Below are 13,189 nucleotides of genomic sequence, written 5' to 3' on the forward strand. Positions count from 1 at the left end.
TAAAGCCTTCGCTCCGATGCCGCAATGGTGGGCTGGGCAGACCAATGGAAAGTCCGCAGGATGACGCGGAATACACCGAGCGATGGATGCCGCGGCCCTCGCCGCGACGTAGCGTGAGAATCGTGTTCCGTCCCATGAAGCCGTACCAGATCGTGATCGACGCCTGCGCGGCCGTCGCGCTGTTCGTCTTCTGCGTCGCCCTTCTCGCGCAGGGCGGCTGGCCCGTGGAGGACCTCAACGGCGTCGTGGTGACGGCGGCCATGTCGGTCGCGCTCGGCTTCCGGCGCGCCGCGCCTGGGCGCGCGCTCGGCGTCGCGTGGATCGGCGCCGTCCTCCAGATGATCGTCGGCCTCGGGCCGGTCCCTGCGAACATCGCGATCTTCTCCGTGCTCTACACGACCGCGGCCTACGGAACCACGACGGTGTTCCGATTGGGCCTCGCATCCTCGCTCGTCGGCGCCGTCACCATCACGGTCTACCTGTTCGCGACGGGGTGGTTCGGGGTGGGCGCATCCTGGCAGTCCGTTCCTCTCGCGATCGTCGTGCTGTTCGCCGCGGCATTCGCCCTTCTGCTGGCCTGGACGGCGGGCGCCCTCGTGCGCACGGCGATCAGAGCGAGGGAGAACCGCCGAGCGCAGGAGCGCGCCGAGTCCGAAGCGGTCGTCGAGCAGGAGCGGGTGCGCATCGCGCGCGATATGCACGACGTCGTCGCGCACTCCCTCGCCGTCGTGATCGCACAGGCCGACGGTGCGCGGTATGCCGCGGCATCCGATCCCGTTGCGGCGACCGCCGCGCTCGGCACGATCTCGACGACCGCTCGCAGCGCGCTCGCCGACGTGCGGCTGCTCCTGACGCAGCTGCGCCACAGTCAGTCGGACGGGCCGCAGCCTACGCTCGCCGACCTCGAGGGGCTCTACGCCCAGGTGCGCCACGCGGGTGTCGAGCTGCGGGTGTCGGTCGATCCCGCACCGCCGGGCGAGCCGCCGGCCGCCGTGCAGCTCGCGGTGTATCGCATCCTCCAGGAGGCGCTGACGAACGCGATGCGTCACGGCGACGGGCCCGTCGACGTCTCCCTCGCGTGGCGTGCCGACCGCGTCGAGCTGCGGGTGCGCAACCCTCTCGCGACAGCGTCGGTGACCGCCGGCGGAGGTCACGGCCTCGTCGGCATGCGCGAGCGCGCGTCGCTCGTCGGCGGTCGACTTGAGGCGGGTGCGGTCGCGGGCGAGTTCGTCGTCGATGCGAGGATCCCGATCGGAGGGATGCCGTGATCCGCGTCGTGCTCGTCGACGACCAGGCGCTGTTCCGTGCCGGCATCCGCATGCTCATCGATTCCCAGGCCGATCTCGACGTCGTGGGGGAGGCGTCGGACGGTGCACAGGCGCTCGCGATCGTGCGCGAGACGCGGCCGGACGTCGTGCTGATGGACATCCGCATGCCCGTCATGGACGGCCTCACCGCGACCGCCGAGCTGCTGCAGGATGCCGACCCGCCCCGCATCGTGATGCTCACGACCTTCGACCTCGACGAGGCGGCCGCGCGTGCGATCCGACAGGGCGCGAGCGGGTTCCTGCTCAAGGACGCCGACCCCGAGTTCCTCCTGGCCGCGATCCGCACGGTGCATGCGGGATCGGCCGTCATCGCGGCATCCGCGACCCGGGACCTTTTCGCGCAGGTGTCGGATGCCGCGTCGCGGCCGGTACCGGATTCCTACGGGCAGCTCACCGACCGCGAGCGCGAGATCTTCGCGCTGGCCGCCCGCGGGTTGTCGAACGCCGAGATCGCGGGACGCGAGTTCCTGTCGGAGGCGACGGTCAAGACGCACATCAGCCGCATCCTCACGAAGCTCGCGCTGCGTGATCGTGTGCAGCTCGTCGTGTTCGCCTTCGACCACGGTCTGGCCTGAGTCCGCTCGCCATGGTGCCGAGTGCCGGGCGTGTCGCGGGCGACGCGGTGCTCTCCTTTCTCGATTGAACTTCCGGCTCACACCCTGAGGTAGCGCACCGCCGTCGCCTCTGTGTGTGAGCGGGAAGTTCACTGCCGTGGAGGTATCAGTCGTCCTGACCTGTGTGTGAGCGGGAAGTTCACTGCCGTGGAGGTATCAGTCGTCCTGACCTGGTGTGTGAGCGGGAAGTTCAATGGCGTTGAGGCATACACGCCGTGGGCCGCGACACGCCGAGTGAGCGAGCCCGAGCGGTCAGCGGCCCTCGAGCGCGGCGCGCGTCCGTTCGTAGCGGGGCTTGCCGACCCAGCGCCACAGCAGGCGCACCGGCCCGGGCAGGTGCTTCTGCAGCCACTCCTGGCCGCCGTCGGGCTGTGCGGACAGGATCGCGCCGAGCGAGTTCCAGGTCTGGCCCTTCGGGGTCGAGGCACGCCCGTGCTCGGCGAACCACTCGACCTCCTTCTCGGTGATCGTGCGCTCCATGACGGGCACGATGTTCGCCTCCTCGTCGGGCAGATGGATCGCCAGCGCACCGTTGATGCCGTCGAGCGCCGCGATCAGCGGAGCAGCCTCGGTCGACGACGCCGACGCGCGCCACGCGGGCAGCGCAGCATCCATCGCCTGAAGCTCGACGAGCATCGCCGCGTGATGCTGCTTCATCCGCTCGACATGGGCGGCGCACGCCGGTGCGCGTTCGACGAGGGTTCCCCACAGGCGCTCGTCCTCGCCCTCGTGGTGGGCGTGCAGCGACGTGGACAGCAGGTCGAGCTGCGTCGCGACGACCTCGGCGTGCGCGGTGTCGCCGCTGTGCACGCCGCGCACGAGTGCGGGTCCCTCGCCGAAGCCGACCTTGTACATGCGATGGATCTCGGCCATTCCGCTCGCATCGCACGTCCGGGGTCCGCTGGGCGGATCCCCGCTCGGCGGGAGTGGTGTTGCGGTCATGACGGCTCCTTCGACGCTGACGGTGCAGACACTACGACGCGCGCGCCCGGCGCGGAAGAGGATCATCCTCGAGATGTAGCCGGATGCCTCGCCAGGCCGACGCGACGGCGGTATGCCGATCCGTACGTTCGAGGCATGGAGATCACTTCGACCGACCTCGGGCTCGCCGCCCGCGTCCAGCAGCTGACCAAGACCTACGGCACCGGCGAGGGCGCCGTCCACGCGCTCGAAGGGGTGAGCGTCGGCATCCGCCGCGGTGAGTTCACCGCGATCATGGGGCCCTCGGGCTCGGGCAAGTCGACGCTCATGCACATCATGGCCGGGCTCGACGCACCCACGAGCGGTCGCGCCTGGATCGGCGACACCGACATCACGGGGCTGTCCGACCTCGAGCTGACGATCCTGCGCCGTCGGCGCGTCGGGTTCGTCTTCCAGTCGTTCAACCTCGTGCCGACGCTCGACGCGATCGGCAACATCCTGCTGCCGTTCGACCTCGACGGGCGTCGTCCCTCGACGCTCGAGCGCGCGCGCATCGACGGCCTCGTCGAGACGCTCGGGCTCACGTCGCGGCTGCGGCACCGGCCGCACGAGCTGTCGGGCGGGCAGCAGCAGCGCGTCGCGATCGCCCGTGCGCTCGCGACGGCCCCCGACCTCGTCTTCGCCGACGAGCCGACCGGCAACCTCGACTCCCGCAGCGGCCGCGAAGTTCTCGCACTGCTGGCGGCCGCGAGCCGCGAGCACGGGCAGTCGATCGCGATGGTGACGCACGACCCGATCGCGGCGAGCCACGCCGACCGCGTCCTCTTCCTCGGCGACGGGCGCATCGTGGCCGACAAGCCGCGGCAGTCGGCGGACGAGATCTCGAGCTGGATGCTGGCGTCCGAGCTGCACGACACGAAGACCGCGGCGGTGACCTCGTGACCGCGCTCGCCGCCGCCCCGCGCCGTCAAGCAGCTGCTCCGCTGGCCTGGCTGCGCGAACGCGGGATGGGCGCCAGCATCCTCGTCGCGGCGATCTCGAGCGCCTTCGGCGTCGTGCTCATCTCGGCGACGGGCTTCATCGGGGCGATGCTCCAGAACAACCCCTACATCGGCGAGAGCGAGATCCTCGCGGTCGTGGTGGGCGTGCTCACCGTGCTGCTGCTCGCCCTCGCGCTCTACGTCGGCGCGATCGTGACGGCGAACACGTTCGCCACCGTCGTCGCGGTGCGCACGCGGCGCATCGCGCTCATGCGCCTCATCGGGGCCTCCGCGCGCTCGCAGCGCGCCGAGGTCGCCCGGCAGGGACTCGTCGTGGGAGCGATCGGGGCGGCAGTCGGGCTCGTCGGCGGCATCGCGCTCGCGGTCGTCGGGGTCTTCGCGGCGCAGCGCGCATTCGGCCTCTCGTTCGACTACGCCGTCGTGCGCCCCGAGCTCGTCGCTCCGGCGATCGTCGTCGCCCTCACGACGTGGGCGGCTGCCTGGGTCGGCTCGCGCAAGGTGCTCGAAGTGACGCCGCTGCAGGCCCTCGGCGGGTCGGTCGAGGCATCCCACACCGACGTCGCACGTCGCAAGGGACGCAACGTCACCGCTCTCGCGCTGCTGATCTCGGGCGCTGCGCTCCTCGCGCTCGGCATCCTCGTCGGACTCGTCTCGCCGCTCGGCGTCGTGATCGCGTTCTTCGGCGGGGTTCTGTCGTTCACCGGTCTCGCCCTCGCCTCGACGCTCGTCATGCCCCCGGTGCTCCGTCTCGTCGGGCGCTGGTTCGGCCGTTCGGCGACGGCGAAGCTCGCTGCCGAGAACGCCCTGCGCTATCCCGAGCGGTCGAGCCGCATGGCGATCGGCGTCGTGATGGGCGTGACGCTCGTGACGATGTTCGCGGTCGCGCTCGAGACGGTGAAATCGGTGCTCGCGGCATCCGGCGGCGGCGAGCCCCCCGCCGAGATGACGACCCTCATCGACACGTTCTCGGGCATCATGATGGGCCTCGTCGGCGTCTCGGCGGTCATCGCCGCCGTGGGCCTGGTGAACCTCCTCACGATCGGCGTGCATCAGCGCACGCGCGAACTCGGGCTCCTGCGCGCGCTCGGCGTCTCGAGCGGTCAGGTGCGGCGCATGGTGCTGCTCGAGGCTGCGCACATCACGATCGCCGCGACCGTCGCAGGGCTCGCGCTCGGCATCGTCTACGGCTGGGCTGGAGCGCAGTCGCTCCTCGGTTCGGTGCAGGTGCCGCCGTTGTGGATGTCACCCACGTTCGTGCTGCCGGCGATCCCGTTCTGGCCGATCGTGGCGATCGTCGTCGCGACGGCCGTGCTCACCCTGGTCGCAGCGGTCGCCCCCACGCGGCTCGCGACGCGCGTGGCGCCGGTCGAGGCGCTCGCCGAGTAGGCATCCATCACCCCGTCGAACCCACACATTTCGCTCGAACCCACACGATTCCGCCGGCCGGATCGTGTGGGTTCGGCGAATTCGTGTGGGTTCGACGCCTCAGCGCGTCACGCCGCCGCGGGGTCGTGCGCCCACGTCGGCGCCAGCGCTCGGATGCGGGCTGCACGCCACTGCCACGTCGACCACAGCACGGGCCACAGGAGCGGCGCAGAGGCACCGCCGATCACGAGCCGATCGCGCCAGAGGGTGCGATCGGGGTGGCCGGGGACGGGCGAGATCGCCATCTGGTGGTCCCACACGTCGAGGCTCGAGAGCGGACCCGTGAGCGGGATGCCGCTGTCGCGGAAGATGCGCACACGCCCCGCGGGCTCGTCGACGAACCGCTCGCTCATGTGGATGAGCTGCCGCCCCATCGGCAGGACGCCCAGCGCCGAGAGCGAGACGGGCACGTCGTCCCCCGGCTCCCACGCCGTCGGCATCCCGCTCGGCACGAGGGGTTCGAGCTGGAGGAGCGGACCATAGAGCTCGGCCACGGCGCGTGGGGAGTGGACGGCGCGCCACGCGGCATCCGGATCGCAGTCGATCTCGAGCTTCAGGAGGATCCGCATCGGCCCAGTCTCGCACCGCGGCCGTGCGTCGTGGCATCGTGTGACCATGACGACTCCGTCGGCTCCGGACTCCGCCCCGCCCGTTCCGCGCGTCGCCTTCGATATCGTCCGCCTCGGGTACGCGTGCGGCGCGGGGTTCACGTCGGCGGCCATCACACTCCTGCTGGTGCTGATCACGGGCGGAAGCGTCGCGGGCGACTCCATCGTGCTGTGCCTGTTCGCCTTCTCGGCGGGGTGGTCGATCGCGTATCTCGTGCACACGCTCGTCTTCTTCACCAAGCTCGACGCGCCGCGGCTCAAGCAGGTGCTCCTGGGGTCGCAGCCGAAGAGCCGCGCCGGGCAGTTCGGCGCGATCATCTCGGGCACCGGCCCGACGATCGGCGTGCAGTGGTCGATCATCGCGATCGCCGCCGTGCTGGTCTTCACCGTCTGGCCGGGACTCACGAGAGAGATCGTGACGGTCGTCTTCAGCTGCGTCGTCGTCGCAGCCTCGTGGGCGGTCACGATCGTCGCCTACGCGCTGCACTACGCGCGCGCCGATGCGCCGACGGGCGATTTCCAGTTCCCCGACAACGACCGCGGCCGGATCTTCGCGGACTACATCTACCTCGCCGTCCAAGTGCAGACGACGTTCTCGACATCGGACGTCTCGCTCATGTCACCATTGGCCCGACGGATCGTCACGGGGCACACGCTCGTGTCGTTCGCCTTCGCGACCGTCATCATCGCGATGCTCATCACCGTCATCTTCCTCGGCGGGTCGAGCTGACCGCCTAGGGTCGGAGGGTGCCTCCCTTCGATCAGCATCGCTACCAGGTCCGCCTCGACTGGGGCCTCGACGGACTCGCGCGGCTCGCGCCCGCCGACGTCGTCATCGTGGTCGACGTGCTGCGGTTCTCGACGACGGTGACGGATGCCGTCGCCCGCGGAGAGTCCGTGGCGATGGATGCCGCGGCCCGCGCAGTCTCGATCAACGGCGCTCCGCTCGCCGAAGCGGCGGCCGCCGCCGGCGCGGTCGTCCTGCTCGGGTGCCTGCGCAACCCCTCGGCCGTCGCCCGTGCCGTGCTGGAAGAGCAGCAGCGCCGCGGCACGCGCACGAGCATCGCGGTCCTCGCAGCCGGCGAGCTCGACGGCGACGGCACGCTCCGGTTCGCCGTCGAGGACCTCTTCGGCGCGGGCGCGGTCGTCGATGCGCTGAGCTCGCTCGGCATCGATCACACGTCCCCCGAGGCGGCCGCCGCGTGCGAGTCGTTCCGCGGCCTGCGCCCCGCCGTCCGACACCTGCTCACCGCGAGTGGGTCGGGTCAGGAGCTGCTCGACCGCGACCGCCGGGACGAGGTGCTCAACGCCTCGGAGGTGGATGCCGCATCCGTCGCCCCCGTCCTGCGCGACGGCGTCTTCGTCGCCGCCTGACGTCAGCGCGGGGTCATCGCCGCGAGACGCGCGGCGGGGCTGATCTCGCGGCGGGTCCAGCGGAAGAGGTTGCGCTCGTCGAAACGCGGCGCGCACTTCGCGCACGAGGTCGGGCGAGTCGGGCGACGGTGACGATAGGCGCTGTGGCCCGCGGGGCAGACGCCGACCCACGGGGCGAGTTCGGTCGCCGTCTCGCCGTGGTGCGTCGTGCCGCCGACGTAGCCGAGGTCGCGCGCGATCTTCTTCCACGCGGGGCCGTGACCGGCCGCGGGCCCCGCCATCGCGTGCGCCACCTCGTGCAGCAGCGTCTGGTGGTTGTCGTCGTCTTCGTAGCGCGCCGCGAGGTAGCGCGAGACGCTGATGCGCTTGCGCGTGTAGTCGCACAGACCCGCCCGGCGCTTGGCGTTGTCGAAGGCGAACGACCACGAGGGGTCGAGGTGCGCGGAGATCAGGGCCTCGGCCCACACGCGCACGCGATGCAGTTCGGTCATGCGAGCACGTTAGAACAGAGGTGCGACACTCAGCCGGCGATGGCTGCGTACGCACGCCGACGGTCGGCGGCGTCGATCGCGAGCAGAGTGGATTCGAGCTGGCCGTCGGACGCTCCGGCCTCCTGGCGCAGGAACAGTGCGCGCTTGAAGTCGTCGCGGGCCAGGGGGAAGTCACCGGCGTCGAAGTGCACCTTGCCCCGGTGCTGCGCGGCGAACGCCGCGATCGCCGACCAACCCTGCCCCTCGGCCTCCTCGACGCACGTCGTGAGCTCATGCTCCGCGGCCGCGTACGCGCCGCGGCTCTGCTCGACCGTCGCGTGCAGGATGCGCGCTCGCAGGAGGTCCTTGCGCGTGCCGGCCATGCGCGCGACCCGGACCGACTGCTCGGACAGCACGAGGGCGTCATCGAGGCGTCCGAGCACCTTCAGCAGCCACACGCGCTCGAGCAGCGCCGGCAGGGAGCGCTGCTCCCCGATCTCGTCCAGGCGATCGCGGCACTGGTGGGGATCGATGATCTCGCGCAGGGTCTCGGGGTCGTACCCCTTGATGTAGCTCACTCGGCGCCTCCCGTCATCGGCCTCTTCCAGTGTGCACGGGCCGGGCCGCGACGAACGACCGGCACGCCCGTCACCGCTCGAAGAGGGACGCCGCGGGTTTCGGGGACGCGGTGGAATCGGCATCCGTCGCGATCCGCGCGCCGCGGGCGAGTTCGTCGACCTCGGCGCCCTGCGCGACCTTGGCGGGGTGCGGACCTGCCGCCATGAGCCGCGGCAGCCACTCCGTCGGAAGGAGAGTGGGGGATGCCGCGACCACGAGATTCCCGAAGCGGCGCCCCTTGAGCACCTGCACCTCGGCGAGCACGATGACGTGGTCGAACACCGTCTGCACCGTCGCGATCTGGCGACGGGCGAAGGCGAGGCCCGCGCCGTCGGCGACGTTGACGAGGAGGACGCCGTCGGGCGCGAGCAGGTCGGCCGCCTCGCGGTAGAACTCGAGCGTCGTGAGGTGCGCGGGGGTCTGGGCGCCCGCGTACACGTCGGACACGAGCAGGTCGACGTTGCCGCGCAGCGCCGCGGGCATGCGCGCGAGGCCGGCGCGCGCATCGCCGATCCGCACGCGGATCTGCGCGTTGCAGGGCAGCGGCATGCTCTCGCGGACGAGGTCCCACAGGGCGGGCTCGAGTTCGACGACCTGCTGCCTGGACCCCGGCCTCGTCGCCTCGACGTAGCGCGGGATCGTCAGGCCCCCGCCACCGAGATGCACCGCCGTCAACGGCTGGCCCGGCATCCGGAGCCTGTCGATCACCGCGCCCATGCGCGCGACGTACTCGAAGTGCAGGTGCGTCGGGTCGTCGAGGTCGACGTGCGACTGCGGAGTGCCGTCGACGTCGAGTTCGAGACCCCCCGCGAAGGCCGACGGCACGACGCGTGCGATCCGTCCGTCCGAGAGGCGGACTTCGGGAATGGATGCCTCGATCCGCGCGCGTGCCATGGAACCACGGTATCCGCAAGGCCGCGCCCGGTCGGTCGGAGCGAAACACAATCGAGACATAGGTGTAATGGTCGCGACAGTCGCTCGCGGGTAGCGTCGAGGGATCACACCCCCGCGGCCCCGGGCGCCATCAGCGCGACGGGCCGCATTCCTACGGAAGGTGCACAGCAGATGCTCCACTCAACGAGAAAGCGCTGGCTCGCCGGCGCCGCGATGGTCGCCATCGGCGCTCTCGCTCTCTCCGCCTGCGCGAGCCAGCGCGACGACTCGGGCGACGAAGGCAGCGGCGAGGTCGACAGCACGTTCGTCTTCGGCGCATCGGGCGACGTCTCGAGCCTCGACCCCGCGTTCGCGAGCGACGGCGAGTCGTTCCGCGTCTCGCGGCAGATCTTCGAGGGTCTCGTCGGCGTCGAGCCCGGCACGGCCGACCCCGCTCCGCTTCTCGCCGAGAGCTGGACGCAGTCCGACGACGGTCTGTCGTACACGTTCACCCTCAAGGAGGGCGTGACGTTCCAGGACGGCTCCGAGTTCAACGCCGACGCGGTGTGCTTCAACTTCGACCGCCAGAACTCCTTCACGGGCGTCGCGGCGAGCCAGAGCATGGCCTACTACTGGGGCGTCATCATGCGCGGGTTCGAAGAGACCGGCACCTCGATCTACGGCAGCTGCGAAGCATCCAGCCCCACCGAGGTCACCATCACCCTCACCGAGCCCTTCGCCGGATTCATCCCCGCGCTGTCGCTCCCGGCGTTCGCGATCCAGAGCCCGACGGCGCTGCAGGAGTACAACGCCGACGAGGTGGGCGGCACGGCCGACGCACCCACGCAGAGCGAGTACGGCTCGGGCCACCCGACCGGAACCGGACCCTTCAAGTTCGACGAGTGGGCGGTCGGCGAGTCCGTCACGCTCAGCGCGTACGACGATTACTGGGGCGAGCAGGGTCAGGTCCAGGAGGTCATCTTCCAGGTGATCGGCGACACCACCGCCCGTCGCCAGGCGCTCGAGTCGGGCAGCATCGACGGCTACGACCTCGCGGCACCCGCCGACCTCGGCGCGCTCGAGGACGCCGGTTTCGTGCTCGTCAACCGCGACCCGTTCAACGTGCTCTACCTCGCGATGAACCAGTCGACGGGTGCGCCGCTGCCCGAGGCCGGGTCGCCGTCGCCCCTCGCGGACATCAAGGTGCGCCAGGCGATCGCCCACGCGATCGACAAGGACCAGCTCATCACGCAGGTTCTGCCCGAGGGCACCGAGACGGCGACGCAGTTCATGCCCGACAGCGTCATCGGCTGGAACGACGCCGTCACGACGTACGACTACGACCCCGAGGCCGCCAAGGCGCTCCTGGCCGAAGCCGGCTACACCGAGGCGAACCCGTTGACGATCACGTTCAACTACCCCGTGAACGTCTCGCGTCCGTACATGCCCAACCCGGAGCAGATCTTCACGAACCTGCAGAGCCAGCTCCAGGCGGTCGGCATCGTGCTCAACCCGGTGTCGAACGAGTGGGGCGACTACCTCGACCTCATGCAGGGCGGCCGTGACCACGGCATCCACCTCCTCGGCTGGACCGGCGACTACAACGACCCCGACAACTTCGTGGGCACGTTCTTCGGCCTGCCGACCAACGAGTGGGGCTTCGACAATGCCGAGCTCTTCGACGCGCTGACCGCAGCCCGCGGTCTCGCGACCGAAGAGGAGCAGTCGGCCGCCTACCAGGCGATCAACGAGCAGATCATGGAGTTCCTCCCCGGCATCCCGCTCGCCCACCCGGTGCCCACGCTCGCCTTCGCGGCGCGCGTGACGTCGTACCCGGCGAGCCCCGTGCAGGACGAGGTCTACAACCTGATCGAGCTCAGCGAGTAAGCCCGATCCGCGCCTGCCGCGGGCCCCTTCCGGCCCGTGGCAGGCGCATCGCCGCTCTCGACCCACGATCCCCCGGAGACCACCCCCGTGCTACGCACCATCGGCAAGAGGCTCCTCCTGCTCATCCCGACCCTGCTGGGTCTGTCCATCCTGCTGTTCCTGTGGGTCCGCTCCCTTCCGGGCGGCCCTGCTGTCGCGCTCCTGGGCGAGCGCGCGACCCCCGAAGCCATCGAGCAGATCAACGAGCTCTACGGCTTCAACCGCCCGCTCATCGAGCAGTACTTCACGTGGCTCGGCCGACTGCTGCAGGGCGACTTCGGCGTCTCGACGCAGACGCGGGCGCCGATCGTCGAGGAGTTCTTGCGGCGGCTGCCGGCGACCCTCGAGCTGAGCTTCTGGGCGATCATCATCGCTGTCGGCGTCGGCATCCCGCTCGGGTACCTCGCCGCGCGCCGTCACGGGAAGGCCGCCGACCACGTGCTGGTCGGGGCGAGCCTGCTCGGCATCACGATCCCCGTGTTCTTCCTCGCCTTCATCCTCAAGTGGATCTTCGCCGTCCAGCTCGGGTGGCTGCCCTCCGAAGGGCGACAGGATCCGAGGATGGATGCGACGCACTACACCGGCTTCTACGTGCTTGACGGCATCATCACCGGGGAGTGGGATGCCGCGTGGGACGCGTTCCTGCACCTCATCCTTCCGGCGATCGCGCTGGCGACGATCCCCCTCGCGATCATCGTCCGCATCACGCGCGCCTCGGTGCTCGAGGTGCAGAACTCGGACTACGTCCGCACGGGTATGGCGAAGGGCATCTCGACCGGGACCATCCGCCAGCGGTTCATCCTGCGCAACGCCCTGCTGCCGGTCATCACGACGATCGGTCTGCAGGTGGGACTGCTCATCTCGGGGGCCGTCTTGACTGAGACGGTCTTCGCGTATCCCGGGATCGGGTCGTTCATGTATCGCGCGATCTTCAACCGGGACTACCCGGCCCTGCAGGGCTTCATCATCTTCATCGCGATCGGCTATGCGCTGATCAACCTGCTGGTCGACGTCTCCTACAGCTTCATCGACCCGAGAGTGAGGGTCCAATGACCTCGGCGATGCTTCCTCCCGCCCCGATGGGCGGTCCCGTCGACGACACCTCGGTGGACGATCGTGAGCTGATGTCGGCGCGCGTCGGCGGCGGTGGATTCTGGCGCGGCGTGTTCCGCCGCCTCGTGCGCAACCCCAGCGCCTGGGTCGGTGCCATCATCATCGGGCTCTTCCTGCTCGTCGCTCTTCTGGCTCCGATCCTCGCGCCCTACGGACCGACCGACCTTCCGGGTCAGCGATACATCACTCCGACCCACATCCCCGGGCCGGGGGAGATCCCGGAGTTCCCTCTCGGCCTGGACCGCTTCGGCGGCGACGTGCTCTCGAAACTCATCTGGGGCGCCCAGGCATCCCTGTTGATCGGCGTCATCTCCACCGCGATCGGTCTGCTGGGCGGCATCATCCTGGGCTTCCTCTGCGGCATGTTCGGCGGCTGGGTCGACACGCTCATCATGCGCGTCGTGGACATCATGCTCTCGATCCCGAGCCTGCTGCTCGCGGTCTCGATCGCGGCTCTGCTCGGCCAGAATCAGCTGTCGATCATGATCGCGATCGGTGTCGCGCAGGTGCCGATCTTCGCGCGATTGCTGCGCGCGTCGATGCTGCAGCAGCGCACGGCCGACTATGTGCTCTCGGCGCAGACGCTCGGCCTCGGGCGCGGAACGATCACGATGAGCCACGTGCTGCCCAACTCGGTCGGGCCGGTCATCGTGCAGGGCACGCTGTCGCTCGCGACGGCGGTCATCGAGGCTGCCGCGCTGTCGTACCTCGGTCTCGGCGGCGGTCTGCCGCAGACCGCCGAGTGGGGACGCATGCTCACGTACGCGCAGCTCGAGCTCGCGGTCGCCCCGTGGCTCGCGTTCCTGCCGGGCATCTGCATCACGATCACCGCGCTCGGCTTCACACTGCTGGGCGAGGCTCTGCGCGAAGCGATGGATCCCCGGACCCGCAAGCGCTGAAAGCACCTGGGTAGGGTGA

At 70.1% G+C, this 13,189-nt stretch carries 14 protein-coding genes; 9 read left to right on the forward strand and 5 right to left on the reverse strand.

The features are described from left to right. Window positions 1-122 precede the first annotated feature (122 nt). Together MA876_RS09985 and MA876_RS09990 are read left to right on the forward strand one after the other, a co-directional pair. Window positions 123-1,268, forward strand: coding sequence for a sensor histidine kinase (locus MA876_RS09985; RefSeq protein WP_248148312.1), 1,146 nt, complete (start codon window positions 123-125; stop codon window positions 1,266-1,268). Next, window positions 1,265-1,903, forward strand: coding sequence for a response regulator (locus MA876_RS09990; RefSeq protein ID WP_308221652.1), 639 nt, complete (start codon window positions 1,265-1,267; stop codon window positions 1,901-1,903). Before MA876_RS09985 ends, MA876_RS09990 begins: the two co-directional genes overlap by 4 nt. A gap of 291 nt (window positions 1,904-2,194) precedes the next feature. On the opposite strand, the gene MA876_RS09995 is transcribed toward MA876_RS09990, so the two are convergent. After that, window positions 2,195-2,884 carry a hemerythrin domain-containing protein gene (locus MA876_RS09995; protein ID WP_248148314.1) on the reverse strand — a complete coding sequence of 230 codons (690 nt, stop codon included), beginning with the start codon at window positions 2,882-2,884 and terminating at the stop codon, window positions 2,195-2,197. A gap of 135 nt (window positions 2,885-3,019) precedes the next feature. Here MA876_RS09995 and MA876_RS10000 point away from each other — a divergent pair, with 135 nt between their 5' ends. Continuing rightward, complete coding sequence (locus MA876_RS10000) at window positions 3,020-3,805, forward strand: ABC transporter ATP-binding protein (protein ID WP_248148316.1); 786 nt, start codon at window positions 3,020-3,022, stop codon at window positions 3,803-3,805. Beyond that, on the forward strand, window positions 3,802-5,250 hold the full coding sequence (locus MA876_RS10005; protein ID WP_372491510.1) for an ABC transporter permease: 1,449 nt from the start codon (window positions 3,802-3,804) through the stop codon (window positions 5,248-5,250). The genes MA876_RS10000 and MA876_RS10005 overlap by 4 nt, the downstream gene beginning before the upstream one ends. Window positions 5,251-5,357: 107 nt before the next feature. On the opposite strand, the gene MA876_RS10010 is transcribed toward MA876_RS10005, so the two are convergent. Beyond that, the gene (locus MA876_RS10010; protein ID WP_248148318.1) at window positions 5,358-5,858 is read right to left on the reverse strand and encodes a hypothetical protein; all 501 of its coding nucleotides are present in this window, start codon (window positions 5,856-5,858) and stop codon (window positions 5,358-5,360) included. A gap of 46 nt (window positions 5,859-5,904) precedes the next feature. Between MA876_RS10010 and MA876_RS10015 the strand changes: the two genes are divergently transcribed. Both MA876_RS10015 and MA876_RS10020 read left to right on the forward strand, forming a co-directional pair. Continuing rightward, window positions 5,905-6,627, forward strand: coding sequence for a DUF1345 domain-containing protein (locus MA876_RS10015; protein WP_248148319.1), 723 nt, complete (start codon window positions 5,905-5,907; stop codon window positions 6,625-6,627). 17 nt (window positions 6,628-6,644) lie between these two features. Then, a complete protein-coding gene (locus MA876_RS10020; RefSeq protein ID WP_248148321.1) occupies window positions 6,645-7,271 on the forward strand; it encodes a 2-phosphosulfolactate phosphatase in 627 nt (208 codons plus the stop codon). A gap of 2 nt (window positions 7,272-7,273) precedes the next feature. On the opposite strand, the gene MA876_RS10025 is transcribed toward MA876_RS10020, so the two are convergent. The 3 genes from MA876_RS10025 to MA876_RS10035 form a co-directional block, all read right to left on the reverse strand. Beyond that, complete coding sequence (locus MA876_RS10025) at window positions 7,274-7,762, reverse strand: SprT-like domain-containing protein (protein ID WP_248148324.1); 489 nt, start codon at window positions 7,760-7,762, stop codon at window positions 7,274-7,276. Window positions 7,763-7,791: 29 nt separating this feature from the next. Continuing rightward, window positions 7,792-8,319, reverse strand: a complete 528-nt coding sequence (locus MA876_RS10030; RefSeq protein ID WP_248148327.1) for a tetratricopeptide repeat protein — start codon at window positions 8,317-8,319, stop codon at window positions 7,792-7,794. A 70-nt stretch (window positions 8,320-8,389) separates the two neighbouring features. Next, window positions 8,390-9,253 (reverse strand): spermidine synthase, encoded by an 864-nt coding sequence (locus MA876_RS10035; RefSeq protein ID WP_248148330.1) that lies wholly within the window; start codon window positions 9,251-9,253, stop codon window positions 8,390-8,392. 171 nt (window positions 9,254-9,424) lie between these two features. On the opposite strand from MA876_RS10035, the gene MA876_RS10040 reads away from it, so the two are divergent. From MA876_RS10040 to MA876_RS10050, 3 genes are all read left to right on the forward strand, one after another. Then, complete coding sequence (locus tag MA876_RS10040) at window positions 9,425-11,119, forward strand: ABC transporter substrate-binding protein (RefSeq protein ID WP_248148333.1); 1,695 nt, start codon at window positions 9,425-9,427, stop codon at window positions 11,117-11,119. Between the two features lie 87 nt (window positions 11,120-11,206). Beyond that, window positions 11,207-12,211, forward strand: a complete 1,005-nt coding sequence (locus MA876_RS10045) for an ABC transporter permease (protein ID WP_248148336.1) — start codon at window positions 11,207-11,209, stop codon at window positions 12,209-12,211. After that, entirely contained in the window at window positions 12,208-13,170 is a 963-nt protein-coding gene (locus MA876_RS10050) for an ABC transporter permease (protein ID WP_372491512.1), read from the forward strand. The genes MA876_RS10045 and MA876_RS10050 overlap by 4 nt, the downstream gene beginning before the upstream one ends. Window positions 13,171-13,189: the final 19 nt, after the last annotated feature.

Source organism: Microbacterium aoyamense (assembly GCF_023155855.1).
Classification (GTDB): Bacteria; Actinomycetota; Actinomycetes; order Actinomycetales; family Microbacteriaceae; genus Microbacterium; species Microbacterium aoyamense.

What these genes read in the sequence shown, in the direction of transcription:
- MA876_RS09995 (WP_248148314.1), bottom strand. Translation starts at nt 2,884, where the DNA reads ATGACCGCAACACCACTCCCGCCGAGCGGGGATCCGCCCAGCGGACCC.
- MA876_RS10000 (WP_248148316.1), top strand. Translation starts at nt 3,020, where the DNA reads ATGGAGATCACTTCGACCGACCTCGGGCTCGCCGCCCGCGTCCAGCAG.
- MA876_RS10010 (WP_248148318.1), bottom strand. Translation starts at nt 5,858, where the DNA reads ATGCGGATCCTCCTGAAGCTCGAGATCGACTGCGATCCGGATGCCGCG.
- MA876_RS10015 (WP_248148319.1), top strand. Translation starts at nt 5,905, where the DNA reads ATGACGACTCCGTCGGCTCCGGACTCCGCCCCGCCCGTTCCGCGCGTC.
- MA876_RS10025 (WP_248148324.1), bottom strand. Translation starts at nt 7,762, where the DNA reads ATGACCGAACTGCATCGCGTGCGCGTGTGGGCCGAGGCCCTGATCTCC.
- MA876_RS10035 (WP_248148330.1), bottom strand. Translation starts at nt 9,253, where the DNA reads ATGGCACGCGCGCGGATCGAGGCATCCATTCCCGAAGTCCGCCTCTCG.
- MA876_RS10040 (WP_248148333.1), top strand. Translation starts at nt 9,425, where the DNA reads ATGCTCCACTCAACGAGAAAGCGCTGGCTCGCCGGCGCCGCGATGGTC.
- MA876_RS10050 (WP_372491512.1), top strand. Translation starts at nt 12,208, where the DNA reads ATGACCTCGGCGATGCTTCCTCCCGCCCCGATGGGCGGTCCCGTCGAC.